Source organism: Paenibacillus andongensis (assembly GCF_025369935.1).
GTDB lineage: Bacteria > Bacillota > Bacilli > Paenibacillales > NBRC-103111 > Paenibacillus_E > Paenibacillus_E andongensis.
In genome coordinates this window covers 6,729,285-6,745,710 of sequence record NZ_CP104467.1, presented here as the reverse complement: position 1 = coordinate 6,745,710, position 16,426 = coordinate 6,729,285, and the positions used below count along the sequence as shown (strand labels likewise).

Below are 16,426 nucleotides of genomic sequence, written 5' to 3'. Positions count from 1 at the left end.
AACTCTATACGACTTGAAGAATAAAATCATGTTACAATATTGTTCAAGAAATCATAACGGGTTAATGAAAAGGGGCGCTGGCATGGAGGATGTTCATCTGCATTTAAAAAACCTTGGCTTCACAGACCTAGAAGCCAAGTGCCTGCACGTGCTCGCCGAGAGCGGCACACGCACCGGCTACGAAATCGCCAAGCAGCTTGGCGTTTCGCGCTCGAATGTCTACTCCGCACTCCAGAAGCTCGCGGAGAAGGGGGCTGTGCTCACGAGTCACGGTGAGCCCACGCATTATCAAAGCGTGCCGATCGAGGAGATCGGCGAGCGAATTGAAGCGGAGCTGCAAGCCTCGATCCGCTATGTGAAAGCGCATATGCCGAAGCAGGATGCGCACCGCTCGGAGTACTTCAGCTTGGAGGGAGACGCGAAGGTTATTGAGCGCATACGAACTGAGCTGAAAAAGGCGAAGGAAGAGGCGCTCTGTGAGCTATGGTCGGAAGAAGCACAGCTGCTGAAGGAAGTTCTTCGTCTAGTGCCAGCGCAAGGCGTGCGCTTGCTGGTTTCGACGATTGGCGAAGCGGAGCTGCCAAGCGGGGTTCATCAATTCCAGCACGGACGCGAAGAAGGTTGGCAGAAGCGCAATGGGCGGAAATTTACGCTGCTGATCGATCGTAAGCTGGCGATTGTTGGCACACGTGGCGGCGATGAGCCAGCTCTGGCGATGATAACTGAGCATCCAGCGATGGTGGAGCTGCTGCTGAATAATTTTTTTCGTGATGTGGTGATCCACGAGCTGCAGCAGGATATGGGCGCAAAGCTGGAAGATAAATATGGCAAGAACTTCAAAAAAATTATCCAGAAGTACACCGAGGTGAAGGGGATAGATTCACAACCGGCGGGTGCAGGGAAGTCGTTGGAAGGCAAGTCTAGTGATGGTAAGTCTGCCGAAGGAAAAAGGAGAAAGAAGAAATGAATCAGCATGACGGAGAACATACGAAAATAGAGGGAATTCTACTCGCAGCGGAAGCGCTCGTGAAGGAGAAGCTGGAGCGCGATAGCAGCGGCCACGACTGGTGGCACATTTATCGCGTTGTGCAGACGACGAAGCGCATTGCTGCCCAGGAGGGCGCGGATGGCTTCGTCTGCGAACTTGCGGCGCTGCTTCACGACGTCGTCGACGAGAAGCTGAACGCCGATCCAGCCGCTGCGCAGCGCGAGCTGGAGGCGTGGCTCGCCGCCAGCGGCACGCCAGCGGAGCAAGTGCAGCACGTGCTGGAGATCATCAGCACGATGTCGTTTAAGGGCGGCGCGCGTCCGCCTATGCGCACGCTGGAAGGCCAGGTCGTGCAGGATGCCGACCGGTTGGATGCGATAGGCGCGGTAGGAATCTCGCGCGTATTCGCTTATTCGGGCTGGAAAGGCCGCCCGATTCACGATCCTACCGTCATGGCCCGTGAGCATATGACGGAGGCGGAGTATCGCGCTGGGAATGACACCGCGATTAATCACTTCTACGAGAAGCTCCTGAAATTGAAGGAGCTTATGAACACAGCCTACGCCCGGCAGCTGGCAGAGGAGCGGCACCGCTTTATGGAGCAGTACCTCGAACAGTTTTACGCGGAGTGGGAAGGCGAGCGGTAGCAAACGAAAAAGAGCCAATGATGGCTCTTTTTTTTGAGATAGACGGATATTTTCTCGTTTGCAGATAAGGTTATTGTATAGCGTACAACAATTTTTTGGATTTCAGGGTTATTTATGAAATTTGTTGTACGAAGTACAACAATATGCTCTAATTTGCTTCAAAAATGCTCGATTTGAGGGGAATTGTTGCACTTTGTACAACACTTGAGTGGATATCCTCATCTTCAAGGGCACATTGTTGTATAAAGTACAACTTCGCTTCACTTTCGGCTTCATTGATAGCTAATCATGTTACTTATCCGGCTATATCCTTGCCTGTCACACCATGCACACACTCATTTATTACGCATCAACGAAGCGCATCCAACAAAAAAAGCTTCAAGATCAGTTTTCGTCGCATTTTGTGATAAAATAGAAGGAATGATTCATTAACTTCGAGTAGAAAGAGATGTTATGACAATGAAAAAAGAAGCAAAGTATATAGCGACGGTTTCCTTAGGGGTTATGGGAGCAGGCTTTCTGGCGACACTGCCGGTTTCTTCAACAATTTGGGGAACCTTCTTGCAAGGTGGCTTTGAGGCCGGAGTTGTAGGCGGCTTGGCTGACTGGTTTGCGGTTAGTGCCCTGTTCCGTCACCCACTAGGTATTCCGATTCCGCATACGGCTCTTTTGCCGAAAAATCGTGAGAAGATCACGAAAGCGCTCGTCTCGACGGTTGAAAATGAACTGCTTTCCAAAGAAACCATTCGTGCCCGTTTGCAGCAAATTAGGTTTTTGGAACGTGGACTTGAGCTGGCGGAGAGTCAGTTGGACAATGTGGCACTTCACAAAGGCCTCTCGACACTTGCCAAACAAGCCATTAACGCGATTGATCTGGACAAATTGACGCCGCTTTTAGCGGAAGAAATTCATAAAGCACTGCAAGACGTAGATACGAGTCGACTCGTTCGGACGATTGTAGACAGCATTGTCGATGGCGGCTATGACGGCAAAACGTTTGATTTTGTTATCGATAAAGTGGAAGCATGGGCGATTAAGGCGGATACGCGCGATCAACTAGGCGCTATGGCGCTGAAAGCGTTCGAGGGTCTGCAGTCGAATGGGTTCATGGCATTTGCCGTTAATGCGTTCATCGGTATGGTGAATGAAGAGAAGATTGGCGGCATTATCCAGAACTTCGTTCTCTCCTACATCGAGCAGATGCGAACGAAGAATCATCCGCGCAGAGAAGCCGTTCTTACCTTTATTCGGAATGAGCTGAACAAGCTGGAGCGGAATCCGCAGCTTTTGGCGGAGCTGGAAGGTTTGAAGGCGAAGCTGCCGGGTCTATTTGATCTCGATGAGAAATTATCGGGGCTGTTAGAGCGGTTGAAGGCGAAGGCAGAGGATTTCGTGGATCAACCTGATTTTGTGCCTCAGTATGTGGTCCCGGTGGTTCGAAAAATGCTGATGTCGGTGAAGGACAACGAGGATATGCTGCTGCGCGGCGAGAGCTGGGTTCAAGAGAAAATCGCTGCTTATTTGGAGCAGAATCACAGCAAAATCGGTCTACTCGTCAAAGAAAATCTGGATAAGCTGACGAATGAAAAGCTGACCCAGTTGATGGAAGATAAACTCGGTAATGATTTGCAGTGGATTCGTGTCAACGGTGCGATTTGCGGGTTCATCATCGGACTTGGCTTGGCAGGGCTGAAATTGCTGTTTTAAATGAAAAACGACGGGACATGCCCGAGTGGAGGTAGGCATTTTGATCGAGATTAAAGGCGTTAGCAAGACGTTTGTTCAGCGATTAGGCGGCAGCTATCAGGCGCTGGATAATATCACTTTAACGATTGAAAAAGGGGAGTTCGTCTCCTTGCTGGGCCCGTCCGGATGCGGGAAATCGACCGTACTGAACCTGGTCGCAGGCTTCGATACGCAGAGTGAGGGCGTTATTCAGGTGAATGGGAAAAAGGTGACCGGCGCTGGAGCGGACCGTGTCGTTGTGTTCCAAGAGCATGGACTATTCCCATGGTTGACAGTGCTGGACAATGTAGCCTTCGGTCTCAAACAGAAGGGCATTGGGAAAAAAGAGCGTTATGAGCTGGCGATGGAACAGATCAAAGCGGTGCATCTCAGCCGTTTTACGGATCGCTATCCGCATGAGCTTTCGGGCGGAATGAAGCAGCGGGCCGCAATCGCCCGGGCGCTTGCGATGGACCCAGAGATTTTGCTGATGGACGAGCCGTTCGCCGCTTTGGATGAGCAAACGCGCCTTATTTTACACAAAGAATTGGAAGAAATCTGGATGCGCACGCGCAAAACGATCCTCTTCATTACCCATAACATTCGTGAAGCCGTGATCCTCTCGGATCGTGTATTCGTGATGTCCACGCGTCCCGGGACTATTAAGAAGGAGTTCGCCGTGAAAGCAGCGAGACCACGGGATAGCGCAGACACCGTCCTCCATCATGTGGAGAATTCGATCATGGACGCGTTGGCAGACGAGCTGGAGAAAGTGGTAAGGGAGGAAACTGGCGATGAGTACAGCATCAAGAAGAACGATTTTTCTGGTACTGCTTCTGATAGCTTGGGAGGCGGGATTTAGATTATTCGGATGGGGCTGGAAGTTCCCTTCGCCCACCCAAACCTTGCAGGCCTTCTACGACGGGTTGGTGCATGGCGAACTGCTCCAAGCGACATTTGCGAGTATGGTGAGGTTGCTGGTTTCCTTCGCTTTGTCTTTGCTGATCGGTACAACCCTTGGGTTCCTATTCGCACGTTACAGAATGCTGGATGATACGCTTGGATTTCTGGTTGTTTCTTTGCAGACCATTCCGAGTATTGCTTGGCTGCCTTTTGCTATTATTTGGTTCGGTCTTAACGAATCCTCTGTTATTTTCATTACGACACTCGGAGCAACTTGGACGATGGCATTGGCCAGCCGTACCGGGATCAAAAATATCCCCCCTATTTATTTGCGCGCCGCGCAGACGATGGGGACGGGCAATGGGTTCAATTTATTCGTACAAGTTATGATTCCTGCCGCTTTCCCGCATTTGATCAATGGTGTTCGCACGGCTTGGGCATTCGCTTGGCGCGCGCTTGTTGCCGGTGAACTTATTGCCAAAGGGGCTGGGCTAGGACAGCTGTTACAGGACGGAAGAAATCTTGGCGACACCTCACTGATGCTGTGTATTGTCATTATTATCGCGGTACTGGGCACGGTTTCTGATCACTTCTGCTTTAAGAAACTGGAAGATAAAGTGCTAGAGCGATACGGCCTCGCTGGCTCGAAGTCTTGAGTAGGGGGCGGGTCGGATGAGAAAACGTGCATGGGTGCTAATGCTGCTTCTGGTCGTGGTCGCGATGGTGAGTGCTTGTGGTGAGAAACTGACTTCTACAGGCAAAGCTCAAGTGGTACGAGTCGGCGTATTCAAAAATGTCACACATGCCGCAGCCTACATCGCACTGGAGAAAGGCTATTTCGCCCGGGAATGGGGCAGCGAAGTTAAGATCGAAGTCACAGCCTTCGATAACGGCTCTGACTTATCTATTGCTATGGCGACAGGAGATATCGATGTTGGATTCGTTGGTCCTGGGCCCGCGACAACCTTCTTTTTGAAAAGTGGGAACTATCGGGTCGTCTCCGGTTCAAATAACGGCGGCGCTGTATTAGTTGCGCGGAATGGCTCGGGAATTAATACCGTTAAAGATTTAGTAGATAAAACAATCGCGATTCCTTCCAAAGGAAACACGAACGAAATCTCGCTGCGCATGCTGCTGAAGCAAGAAGGTATAAGCTTGGGCAGAGGTGCTGAGAGTGCGCACCTCATCGTGCGCTCCCCGTCGGATGCGCTGATCTCTTTCCGCCAGAAGGAGATCGATGCTGCGCTTGTCCCCGAGCCATGGGGGACACAAATCGAGAAGGCCGGACTTGGCAAAGTCGTCGTCGACTGGAAGGCGATCCCGCCGAACAACGGCGATTATCCGACGGTTATCATGGTCGCGAGCGACAAGTTCATTGCGCAGCACCGTGATATGGTGAAAGGCGCGATCAAGGCGAATAGGGATGGCATCGCGTTCATCCAGAACAGTCCGGAGCAAGCCTATGATCTCATTAACAACCAGCTGAAACAATACAGCGGTAAAGGGATGGACAAAGTCTTGATCAAAGCCTCGCTGAGCCGTTTGAAACTCACCACCGACGTTGACGTCAAGGTGATGGAGGAAATGGCGAAGGTGTCGATCGATGCCCGATATATTAAGGGCATTAATAAAGAGGAGCTCAACCTTAGTCAATTCGTCGATTTGTCGATGCTCGACGAAGTAAAGAATGGGAAGTAAGGTAAGAAGCCTGTTTCGATCCGAATCTTGGATGGAAGCGGGCTTCTTTTCATTCCTACAGGTGTAGAAATGAATTTACAGAAAATTTAATAAAAGGAACCCAAAAAAGTATTGTCAAAAGAAACCAATGCCTATATACTGGAAATAGCTCCAATATGAAAGCGATTCCATAAAATGCTTGCTCATGTAATTTGCACCTCTATTTTTTATTTTATGTAATATGGAATCGATACCAGAAAAGTTTGCAGAAACCCATAGGAAGGTGGTTATAACATGGAAACGAATCTGCCGCAAGCTAGAGTTGGCGCTGCGGTGAAGAAGAAAAATGCTGATCTGGGGAAAAGAATACTTGGGCACAAGCAGTTATACCTCATGCTCCTTCCCTGTATTGTATTTTTCGTTATTTTCTCGTATATCCCGATGGGTGGACTCATGCTAGCCTTTAAGAATTACCAGTTTAACAAAGGAATCCTGGGCAGTCCTTGGGTGGGGTTAACGTATTTCAAAGCCTTTTTTAACGATTATCAAAGCAGCAAGCTGATTAAAAACACACTGATTATCAGCAGTATCAAAGTATTTCTGGGGCTGCCTTTTCCGATTCTGCTTGCGTTGATGTTCAATGAGGTCAGAAGCCGAAGATTCCGCGGAATCACACAGAGCATTTCCTATTTGCCGCATTTTCTTTCCTGGGTTATCGTCATTGGTCTTATGCAGCGGGTGCTTGCTCCCGAGACAGGGCTGCTGAACGAGGCGATCCGATTCTTCGGTGGAGACGGCAGCACTTTTTTCATGATGGAAAGCAAGTACTTTTATCCACTCATGTTTGGAAGCCATATTTGGCAAAGTATAGGGTGGGATTCGATCATTTATTTGGCCGCTATTGCCAGCATTAATCCTGAGCTGCATGAAGCCGCCAAGATTGATGGCGCTAACAAATGGCATGAAATCTGGCACGTTACCTTGCCGGGCATACGATTAACGATTTCGATCCTGTTTATTTTGTCGCTGGGTAGCATTCTGCAGGCGGGATTTGATCAAATATATCTTATGAGAACACCTGGGAATATGGAGCTAGCCGATATTCTTGACACCTATATCATCCGTGTAGGCCTTCAAAATGGACAATACGGATATGCGACGGCTGTTGGTTTAATGCAGGGTGTTATTGGACTGATTCTTGTTGTAACTGCTAATCGAGCTTCCAAAAAGTTTTTTGACGAATCAATATGGTAACGTTACCATGATTTCCGCTTTTCAACTGTTGAAGGACGCCTTCGGGTGTTATTCATAAAAATTGAAAGATAAGGGGAGTATTGTATGAGCAAAAAATGGGTCAAATGGGTTACTATGCCTTTGGCAGCAAGTTTACTGCTTGCCGGTTGTGAAAGTTCCAGTCAACCAGCAGGTGGAGGAGACAATGCGAGTTCAACACCGTCAACCACAGCCAGCAGCGGCAAGCCCGCAACTTGGATTGCAGACCGAACAATCAAGGGGCTTCTGTTTATTGACAGCGATGATATAACGAAAGATATCAATCCGGAGATTGCCAAGAAGCTGAAAGAAATGACAGGGATTACGCTGCAAATGGAAGGTGTAAACTCGGAGCATGCGATTGACGGTCTGATTGCAGGGCTAGCTTCCAACGATTTGCCTGACTTCATCGTTTATTATCTCAATAACAGTGGACGCAAAGAAATGCCAGTCATCCTGAAAGCTGCCAAAGAAAACATGTTCACAGACCTGACCCCTCTTATAAAGGGTACAAAAATATATAGCAAATATTTAGATGATAAATATTTGCCGCTGGATACGAAGAACGGCGTTATGTTCCGTCCGGAATTTAACGGCTCCAGTTACTTCGTCCATATGAACGTTCAAAGAGAGGGCGGCTACGAAGAGCGCAAGTATGTCGGAGGTCCTTTCATACGCAAAGATATTGCCGAAGCGTTAAAAGTTGATCCTCGAACGATTAAAACAACGGATCAAGTCTATGAATTGGCTCAGAAGATCAAAGATGGCAATTTCAAAGATAAAAACGGAAAAGCAGTTACCCCTCTCGGACCTAGATACTGGGGCAATAGCAATCACGAGAATGGACCGCTATTCAATGATTTGACCTGGGGAGCGATTGATCAAGGCTTCGAAAAGAACAAGGAAGGCAAAATTGTTCACGAAAGCAAGACGGAATATCCGATGAAGCGTATTGAGTTCGTTCAGAAGCTTTTGAAGGATAAACTAATGGCTCCTGATTATTACGCGATGCAGGAAAACAAAGCGACGGAAGGAGCTATTAACGGTTCATTTGGTATCATCGGCGATATGCATAGCTATTTGGATTTCAATAAAGATATGAGCTATCTTCCGCTTGGACCGATTAATTCTGTGGATGGAAGCTACCGGATGTCGGTTGACTATAAGAGCGGGTACATGGCCTGGTCGATTCCGAAAACAACGAAAAATCCGCAGGATGTCGTCAAATTCGCCGATTTCCTGGCCAGTCGTGAAGGCAAGCTGCTTTGGCAGTACGGTTTAGAAGGAAGAGACTATACGCTGGATGCCAAAGGTAATCCGCTCGTCAAGAAAGAAGTGTTGGAGCTTCGGAACAAAGATCCGAAAGCGGCCAAGGAGCTTGGTTTTGAAGGAGCAGGGAATGGCTGGGGAAGCTATCTCGGCAGTACGGATATCAACAGGCTGGGGGATTTCGGCGAAATGCAGTATGGGGATGCGGTTTCACCTGAAGCCAATGCGACACCTCTGAAAATTGCCGAATACTGGGGCTATGACGAGAAAAAGAAAAACGCAATCATCAATGACGGCTATCGTCCGCTCTCATTTATTGACGAGTTTGCAACAGGTAATGAATTAAAAACGGCCTTAACGAACTACAATGAAAGCGTCATTCGCGCATTCTATGCCAAGAGCATGGATGAAGCGCAGAAAATTCTAGATGCTTCGAAAAAACAATTACAGGCAGCTGGCTTGGACAAATTCGAAGAACTGCTTCAGAAGAAGGACAGCGATCCGAAAACGAAGGTTATTCTTAAATAATGAATGGATGAGTAGGGAAGCGGGCGCTCCCCCCCCCGATCATGGCGGGAGCGCACCTCTTAGTATGGGGAGAGATTAACGTGGGAAATGAATTTTATAAGCTCTCAGCAGGTGAAAAAATATTCAAGTTCGTTAATTATGCACTCATTATCCTCCTGTGCCTATCCATCATATTGCCTTTTCTGAATATACTGGCACTTTCCTTTAACGCCGGCAAGGATGCGGAAAGAGGAGGAATCTATTTCTGGCCCCGCGTATGGACGCTAGAAAATTATCGTGAAGTGTTTACATCGGCTAATATCGGCAAAGCATTTGCCATTTCCATATTTCGTACGGCTCTAGGCACCATTGCAGGCGTGTTTCTATCAGCTATGGCTGCTTATACGCTAAAAAGCAAGACGATGCCGGGCGTACGATTTTTTACGCTTATGGTCTTTTTTACGATGTTGTTCTCTGGCGGCATAATTCCTTATTACATGCTGCTCAAAAGTCTGCATTTGACCAATACGATCTGGGTCTATGTCCTTCCTGGATTATACAGTGCGTGGAATTTAATCATCATGCGGACGTTTTTTCAACAAATTAGCGTCAGTCTGGAGGAGTCGGCAAAGCTGGATGGCTGCAGCGACTTTGGTATTTTTATGCGGATTATCATGCCGCTCAGTAAGCCTGTGCTGGCAACGATCTCTTTGTTCACAGCAGTGACTCATTGGAACGATTGGTTCACAGGGGCATTTTTTGTCCGAACCGCTTCGCTTAGACCTTTATCTACCCTGCTGCAGGAGATGTTGACCAAACAGGATGCGATTCGGGAATCCCTGATGCAGGCCGCCGGTACGACGCAATTTCAAATGCTCGAACGTATGCAGCTTACGGGAGATTCCTTGAAGATGGCGACGATCATCGTGGTTGTGGCACCCATTATTGCTGCCTACCCCTTTATTCAGAAATATTTTGCCAAGGGTGCGATGATTGGATCGGTCAAAGAATAAACGGCTAAAAAGGAGAGGTTGTAAGTGACTGCAATAACAAACCCTTATGACAAACAAGGCATCTGGCTGCGAGGCAGCTTTCATAACCACACGACCAATAGTGATGGGCATCATCCGCTTTCAACTGTGTACCGCATGTATCATGATTATGATTTTCTTGGCATATCCGATCATGATCTGATTACCGAGCATGAGGGCGAGCATACGATAGGGACTGTATTTGAAGCCATTGAAGTGAGCAGTTCGCAAACGCATATGCTGCTTGTCCATCCTCCGAGATTTCTCATGGATGGCTACTCTAATGAATTTTCGATACCCAATTATCAAAGACTGTCCGATATTTGCATAGAAAACGGCGGCTTATCTATACTGGCCCATCCGAATCGTTTTTTCTCCCATTATTGGCGGCATGAGGATATGCTCAGTATGCAGCGGTACAATGGCATTGAGGTTGTGAATGGGGATGGAAATCCGGAGTATGACATCGCTTTTGATAAATGGGATTACCTATTGTCCGCAGGACGCAGGGTATGGGGCTTCGGAAATGATGACTCACACGTCTACGGGCAGGAGAAGCGGGCCTGGAATATGGTATTGGCGCAGGAAAATACGAATGAGGCTATTCTTTCAGCGATGCGCGAAGGCAGCTTTTATGTTTCTACAGGCTATGGATTTGATGGCATTCAGATAAAAGATGGTCAAATTATTTATGATCTTCGGTCGAGCCCATTATATGATAAAATGTATAAATATGTGACGTTGATCGGTAAAGATGGCCGTATCCTTCATGAGGAAACAGGAAGAATCAAACAGGTGAAGTATACGGTCAAGGGGGATGAAGGTTATATCCGAATTGCCGTCTACTTGGAAGGTGGATTCGGGGCGTTCGCTCAGCCGATTTTTGTCGAATAATAGAGGAAAATGTTCATGCTGCAAGCAAGGAAGGATGATAATCATGGCGCCCAAAATTAAAGATGTAGCCAAGAAAGCGGGAGTATCCGTAACCACAGTTTCCAGAGTGTTGAACGGAGAAAAATACGTGAAGGACGATCTGAAGGCCAAAGTGAAACGCGTGATTGAGGAGCTTGGTTATGCCCCGAGCCACATCGCGAGGAGTTTGGTACGGAAGAAAACGAACCTGATTGGCGTCATTGTTCCCGATCTGACTTCCAGCTTTTATTCCACTATTTTGAGCAGTATCGAGGAAACGGCGAGCTTGAATGATTACAACCTGCTGGTCTGCAACATTATCGAGGATACGGATAAAGAGCTAAAATATTTGAATGTGTTTAAAGAGATGCGTGTAGACGGCATTATTATTATGCATGAGAAATTAAGCGATGACATTCGCAGTTTTATTAATAAATTGGATATTCCAGTCATCTTTTCAAGTGTAAGACCTGTAGATCATAAGTTCGTTTCTGTCATTATCGATGATTACGAGGCAGCCTATGATGCGACCCGTTATTTAATTGAGCTCGGACATGAGCGAATTGCCTTTATTGGCGGGGATATGAGAGACGTCACCTCAGGGCAGAACCGTTATGTAGGCTATCGGAACGCACTCAAAGATCAGCGGGTCAGGATTGTGAATGATTATATCCGGTTCGGCGACTACAAGACGCAGAGCGGATACAATCTGATGAAAGAACTACTTGCCTGTGAGCCTCGTCCTACCGCTTTATTTGCAGTGAGTGACGATATGGCGGTTGGGGCTATGAACTGCATTCATGACCATCAGCTAAAAGTTCCAGACGATATATCGATCATCGGGTTTGATGGAAGCCAACTGACAGAGCTCGTTCGTCCGCGTTTGTCCTCCATGGAGCAGCCTATTCAGGACATGGGGAAAATTACGGTGGATACGCTGATTGAATTAATTTCAGATCCTACATTCAGTCCGAGGGAAGATTTGATCTTGGGACATAAACTTGTCGTGCGCGACAGCTGCAGGGCCCTTCAAACTGAGGGATAGACAGAGAACGGAGCGGGAGAGGGAGTGCGGAATGAACAAATTTGATGCGGTTGTCATCGGCGATGCCAATATTGATTTAGTAGTGGTGGGCTGTAATCAGATTCCTCTGCCTGGGCAGGAAATTTTTGTTGAAGATATGCTGCTGCATGTAGGCGGAGGGGCGGCTCTATTCACGATCTCCTTAGCCAAGCTAGGGCTGCATGTGGCATTTAACGGTGTTCTTGGAGATGATGGCTACGGTCATTATATCCGGGAACAGTTTGAACAATATGGTATCGATACCAATCTGATTCTAACGAGCCAAACGAGTCGAACTGGCATAACGATAGCGATTAATCCGGAACAGGATCGTTCTTTCATTACCTATGCAGGATCAAACGCGGAGATGCAAGTAAGCGAGCTGGATTTAGCTCAAGTCGCTTTAGGCAGACATGTCCACGTAACCGGTTATAGAGGGCGACGCAACCATGACGAGTTCGTCGCTATGGCCAAAAAGTTGAAAGAGATGGGAGTCACACTTTCTTGCGATGTAGGGTGGGATGATACCGGGGAATGGTATTCCGGGGTATTTGAATTGATGCGTTATGTCGATGTCTTTCTGATGAACGAAACCGAGGCGCACCATTATACGGGCTTCGAACACATAGATGACAGCTTAAGCTATATGTCTGGCTTCTGCAAGCATGTCGTAGTCAAGCTCGGACCGCAAGGAGCCGTAACGATGAAAGACGGTTTGCAAACGTCTTCCCCCGGATTCTCGGTCAAAGCCGTAGATACGACAGGAGCAGGAGATTCGTTTAATGCTGGTTACATATACGGGTTCTTAACAGGGCTGAATGTCGAGACTTGCCTGTTATATGGCAACGTTTGCGGAGCCATGTCAGTCGGAGCTTATGGCGGCAGCACCGGCACCCCGGATCGGGAAGGGCTGGAAGCTTTTATTAGGCAAAATAAACAACAGGCATCCGACCATTCTGAGGTGGGATAATGACGACTTGTCGCTGAAATCTCAGCAGCTTACTCAGACATTATTAGCTGCGATAAGAAAGGGGCATGGATGAATGGCGGACGATCTAAGGTTTCGGGAGGACGGGACATTTACCATTGTACAGTTCACGGACTTGCATATTGGAGGCGATAGGGACAATGAAGAGGATTTGCGGACGCTCGCTTTAGTCAGAGCGGTGCTGGCGGAGGAGAAGCCGGATCTCATCGTGTATACGGGCGATCTGATTTCTAGTTACGGCGTATCTGACCCTTCAGCATCCTTTCGAAGAGCTATTGCTCCAGCAGTTGAGTCTGGCTTACCCTGGACGCACGTATTCGGTAATCACGATGCGGAGGAGAATGTGACTCGTGAGGAACTGATGGCGATCGCGATTGAGCATAACACTTGCTACTCGCAAGCAGGACCAGTCGATCTCAGCGGCGTTGGCAAAAACATGCTTACGATTCAAAGCGTGGCATCCGAGAATCCGGCTGCTGTGCTTTATTTTCTAGATTCCGGCGCGATGGCGCCAGAATCGGTCGGCGGTTACGCATGGATTGCCGCGGATCAGGTGCATTGGTATAAGCAGCAGTCGCTTGCGCTCCGTCAGCGGAGCGGGGCTATACAGCCTGGACTAGCGTTTTTCCATATCCCGCTTCCTGAATACAACGATGTATGGCAACTGGGGAAAGTGAGCGGTATCAAGCACGAAGAGGTATGTTGTCCCAAACTTAACAGCGGATTATTCGCAGCAATGGTGGAAATGGGCGATGTGATGGGAACCTTTGTCGGACATGATCATGACAATGATTACTGTGGTACGCTGCATGATATTCGGTTATGTTTTGGCCGCGTGACAGGCTATAACACTTATGGAGATTTACCTCGGGGCGCCCGCGTCATTCGTCTGGAAGAAGGAAGGCATTCCTTTGATACATGGCAGAGGCTAGAAGATGGAGGTCTCTTAAGATGACATTTACGGTTGGTGGAGAAAATGCTGCCGAGACTCTCATTGTTCCGATCTGCTCGGACGACATCGAAGAGATCGGAGCAACACGCCTACCTTCATGGCTGCAAGCCTATTCACTTCTGCCGCATATGGGAGAACGAGGAGCGCTGACTTGGCTTCATGGCCGTATTGGAGAGCGTGATGCGCTGCTGGTCGGTTGTGGAGAAGCCTCACGCCTGGATACGGAACGAATCCGCGAGGCAGCGGGGAATGCAGGACGTGCGATTCATAAGCACAAGAAAGAGCGAGTAGGCATAAACTTGGGCGAGCTGCTGAAGCGCTTTGAGCATGCGGTTGCTATGAGCGAAGCGGAGGCCGTTACCGCTTGGGTGGAGGGCTGGAAGCTTGGCACTTATACGTTCGAGGTATATCGAACGCAACAGACCAAGCCTGCGGAGGTAAGCTTGCAGTTCTTTACTGGAGCAGATGTAGGATCGGAAGCGGAAGTAGGAGCAGGAGCGGATGTAGAAAAGGAAGAGAAAGCAAGATTCGAAGTGTTGAACGAAGCGGTACGATGGGGAAACATCTATGCAGAGGGGGCGATTCTAGCCCGCAATCTCGCGAACGAGCCTCCCAATATGCTGCGTCCGAAGACGCTTATCGAGAAGACTGTGGAACATTTTGCTGGCACAAAGGTCGAGGCTGTCGTTTATGAAGGGGAGCGTCTTGAGCAGCAAGGTATGGTCGGCTTGATCGCCGTGGGCAAAGGCAGCAAGTATCCTCCAGCGTTATTAGAGCTACGCTATTGTACTGATGAGGCATTGCCGCTTACGGCTCTAATTGGCAAAGGAATTACTTTTGATACAGGCGGTATCAGTCTGAAGAAAGACTTCGATATCAGCGATATGCGAATGGATATGGCAGGGGCGGCAGCTGTGATAGGTGCTCTTGATATTCTTGCTGCTGGGGACGTGAGGGCAAACATTGTTGTGCTGATTGCTGCTGCCGAAAACATGCCGGACGGAGAGGCATTGCTGCCTGGCGAGGTACTGCAATATCCGAACGACGTATCGGTTCAAGTGGGCAATACGGATTCGGAAGGCCGCTTGGTGCTAGCCGACGCCTTGATTCATGCCCATCGCCTTGGGGCAGTGGAAGCTGTTGATATTGCGACCTTGACCTATTCTTGCGGAGCCGCTTTGGGTTCCAAGTATGCAGGGATATGGGGGCAGGACACTTTGGTGGCTGAGATCACACAAGCCGGTAAGCAGGTAAGTGAAAAAGTGTGGCAGCTCCCGCTTGTGGATGAATACGAGGCTTACCTGCACAGTGATTATGCGGATATCTGCAACATCAGCAGGGTAGGTGAAGCAGGAGCTACGACGGCAGCTTTATTTTTGCGTAAGTTCGTCCAGCCATCGCTGCGTTGGGCTCATATCGATATGGCGTCTTTGAAGGAAGTATCGTCTGCTCAAGGCTGGCTCTCGGTCGGCGCGACCGGTTACGGGGCCCGCTTGCTCGCGCAATTTGTAAGAAATCGAACGTCCAGTGAAAACGTGATTTCCGAAGGGGATAGCCGTTTGATTTAGTGCCGTTATCTCCTCATTCATGCGATTAATATTTGCAGATAAGCAACACGAACACTCGCAGCATCAGAAAGCTCTCCTTCCTTGGCCGACTGCACCGCTCCTCAAACCAGGAATAATTATCCAATCATGTACTGGTTAAACGATCCGTTTCGCATTATAATAGTATCAACGAGACGAAGAACGTCCCGCTCCATTCCTCAACAGATGGAGCTGGGTCGTTCTTTTTTTCATTTGTGAGGGGAGGTTGAAGATGACGTTTGAGAAGTCACATGCTTATTTTATTCAGAACCATTTACAGAGGCGAACGGGAGAACGAAGAGGCCGCTTGGAGCGGGGACACCGGGAAGCCGAGATATTATTTTGCAGGAACATATGGTGGCCTCTCCTAGGAAATTTCGACGATTTACATCCGGAATTCGAAGTACTCGATTGGCGCGGCCTATCCTATTTCTGTGATTTCGCCTGGCTGACGCAAACTGTAAAACTGATCATCGAAATCAAAGGTTTCGGTTCGCATGTTCGGGATATGGACAGACAAAAATACTGCAACGAGCTGAACCGTGAAACTTTTCTATCCGCTATGGGTTTCCAGATCATATCTTTTGCCTATGATGACGTCGCTCATCGTCCAGAGCTATGCACCACGTTACTGCGGATGCTGCTTAGTCGCTATCAGTCGCTATCATCTCCCGCCAGTTCGAGCAGCGTGTCGGAGAGGGAAATCGTTCGTCTCGCCTGCAGACTCGCTCGTCCGTTGCGGCCTATTGATGTAGTGACTCATTTAGGTATCAATCACCGAACTGTCGTTCGAACGCTGCAGTCGCTCTGTACGAAGGGGTGGTTTTCCGCAGTCACAGGGGCAACAGGCAAAAACATTGTGCGATACGAACTTCAACGAAGCGCAGTTCAGCTATTGTAGAATGG

The 16,426-nt window shown here is 48.6% G+C and carries 15 protein-coding genes; all 15 read left to right on the top strand.

The window, feature by feature from the left end:
* The first annotated feature begins 28 nt into the window (after positions 1-28).
* The 15 genes from NYR53_RS30140 (at position 29) to NYR53_RS30070 (ending at position 16,421) form a co-directional block, all read left to right on the top strand.
* Positions 29-967 (top strand): TrmB family transcriptional regulator, encoded by a 939-nt coding sequence (locus NYR53_RS30140; RefSeq protein WP_261302722.1) that lies wholly within the window; start codon positions 29-31, stop codon positions 965-967.
* Positions 964-1,635: an HD domain-containing protein gene (locus tag NYR53_RS30135; RefSeq protein ID WP_261302721.1), complete on the top strand. Its 672-nt coding sequence runs from the start codon at positions 964-966 to the stop codon at positions 1,633-1,635. Before NYR53_RS30140 ends, NYR53_RS30135 begins: the two co-directional genes overlap by 4 nt.
* A gap of 453 nt (positions 1,636-2,088) precedes the next feature.
* Complete coding sequence (locus NYR53_RS30130; RefSeq protein WP_261302720.1) at positions 2,089-3,342, top strand: DUF445 domain-containing protein; 1,254 nt, start codon at positions 2,089-2,091, stop codon at positions 3,340-3,342.
* 40 nt (positions 3,343-3,382) lie between these two features.
* A complete protein-coding gene (locus NYR53_RS30125; protein ID WP_047687171.1) occupies positions 3,383-4,222 on the top strand; it encodes an ABC transporter ATP-binding protein in 840 nt (279 codons plus the stop codon).
* A complete protein-coding gene (locus NYR53_RS30120; protein ID WP_261302719.1) occupies positions 4,155-4,919 on the top strand; it encodes an ABC transporter permease in 765 nt (254 codons plus the stop codon). The genes NYR53_RS30125 and NYR53_RS30120 overlap by 68 nt, the downstream gene beginning before the upstream one ends.
* 16 nt (positions 4,920-4,935) lie before the next feature.
* Complete coding sequence (locus NYR53_RS30115) at positions 4,936-5,961, top strand: ABC transporter substrate-binding protein (RefSeq protein WP_261302718.1); 1,026 nt, start codon at positions 4,936-4,938, stop codon at positions 5,959-5,961.
* Between the two features lie 273 nt (positions 5,962-6,234).
* The gene (locus NYR53_RS30110) at positions 6,235-7,194 is read left to right on the top strand and encodes an ABC transporter permease (RefSeq protein WP_261302717.1); all 960 of its coding nucleotides are present in this window, start codon (positions 6,235-6,237) and stop codon (positions 7,192-7,194) included.
* An 84-nt stretch (positions 7,195-7,278) separates the two neighbouring features.
* On the top strand, positions 7,279-9,009 hold the full coding sequence (locus NYR53_RS30105; RefSeq protein WP_261302716.1) for an extracellular solute-binding protein: 1,731 nt from the start codon (positions 7,279-7,281) through the stop codon (positions 9,007-9,009).
* Positions 9,010-9,089: 80 nt separating this feature from the next.
* Positions 9,090-10,001: a carbohydrate ABC transporter permease gene (locus NYR53_RS30100; RefSeq protein ID WP_261302715.1), complete on the top strand. Its 912-nt coding sequence runs from the start codon at positions 9,090-9,092 to the stop codon at positions 9,999-10,001.
* A 24-nt stretch (positions 10,002-10,025) separates the two neighbouring features.
* Entirely contained in the window at positions 10,026-10,913 is an 888-nt protein-coding gene (locus tag NYR53_RS30095) for a CehA/McbA family metallohydrolase domain-containing protein (protein ID WP_261302714.1), read from the top strand.
* Positions 10,914-10,956: 43 nt separating this feature from the next.
* Entirely contained in the window at positions 10,957-11,976 is a 1,020-nt protein-coding gene (locus tag NYR53_RS30090; RefSeq protein WP_261302713.1) for a LacI family DNA-binding transcriptional regulator, read from the top strand.
* A gap of 31 nt (positions 11,977-12,007) precedes the next feature.
* Positions 12,008-12,964, top strand: coding sequence for a carbohydrate kinase family protein (locus NYR53_RS30085; protein WP_261302712.1), 957 nt, complete (start codon positions 12,008-12,010; stop codon positions 12,962-12,964).
* A gap of 73 nt (positions 12,965-13,037) precedes the next feature.
* On the top strand, positions 13,038-13,937 hold the full coding sequence (locus NYR53_RS30080; protein WP_261302711.1) for a metallophosphoesterase family protein: 900 nt from the start codon (positions 13,038-13,040) through the stop codon (positions 13,935-13,937).
* On the top strand, positions 13,934-15,502 hold the full coding sequence (locus NYR53_RS30075; RefSeq protein ID WP_261302710.1) for a leucyl aminopeptidase family protein: 1,569 nt from the start codon (positions 13,934-13,936) through the stop codon (positions 15,500-15,502). Before NYR53_RS30080 ends, NYR53_RS30075 begins: the two co-directional genes overlap by 4 nt.
* A 250-nt stretch (positions 15,503-15,752) precedes the next feature.
* Positions 15,753-16,421 carry a DUF559 domain-containing protein gene (locus tag NYR53_RS30070; RefSeq protein WP_261302709.1) on the top strand — a complete coding sequence of 223 codons (669 nt, stop codon included), beginning with the start codon at positions 15,753-15,755 and terminating at the stop codon, positions 16,419-16,421.
* The last annotated feature ends 5 nt before the right edge of the window (positions 16,422-16,426 follow it).

Coding starts and splice junctions, on each gene's coding strand:
- NYR53_RS30140 (WP_261302722.1), top strand. CDS start 29: ATGTTACAATATTGTTCAAGAAATCATAACGGGTTAATGAAAAGGGGC.
- NYR53_RS30135 (WP_261302721.1), top strand. CDS start 964: ATGAATCAGCATGACGGAGAACATACGAAAATAGAGGGAATTCTACTC.
- NYR53_RS30130 (WP_261302720.1), top strand. CDS start 2,089: ATGACAATGAAAAAAGAAGCAAAGTATATAGCGACGGTTTCCTTAGGG.
- NYR53_RS30120 (WP_261302719.1), top strand. CDS start 4,155: ATGAGTACAGCATCAAGAAGAACGATTTTTCTGGTACTGCTTCTGATA.
- NYR53_RS30115 (WP_261302718.1), top strand. CDS start 4,936: ATGAGAAAACGTGCATGGGTGCTAATGCTGCTTCTGGTCGTGGTCGCG.
- NYR53_RS30110 (WP_261302717.1), top strand. CDS start 6,235: ATGGAAACGAATCTGCCGCAAGCTAGAGTTGGCGCTGCGGTGAAGAAG.
- NYR53_RS30105 (WP_261302716.1), top strand. CDS start 7,279: ATGAGCAAAAAATGGGTCAAATGGGTTACTATGCCTTTGGCAGCAAGT.
- NYR53_RS30090 (WP_261302713.1), top strand. CDS start 10,957: ATGGCGCCCAAAATTAAAGATGTAGCCAAGAAAGCGGGAGTATCCGTA.
- NYR53_RS30085 (WP_261302712.1), top strand. CDS start 12,008: ATGAACAAATTTGATGCGGTTGTCATCGGCGATGCCAATATTGATTTA.
- NYR53_RS30080 (WP_261302711.1), top strand. CDS start 13,038: ATGGCGGACGATCTAAGGTTTCGGGAGGACGGGACATTTACCATTGTA.
- NYR53_RS30075 (WP_261302710.1), top strand. CDS start 13,934: ATGACATTTACGGTTGGTGGAGAAAATGCTGCCGAGACTCTCATTGTT.
- NYR53_RS30070 (WP_261302709.1), top strand. CDS start 15,753: ATGACGTTTGAGAAGTCACATGCTTATTTTATTCAGAACCATTTACAG.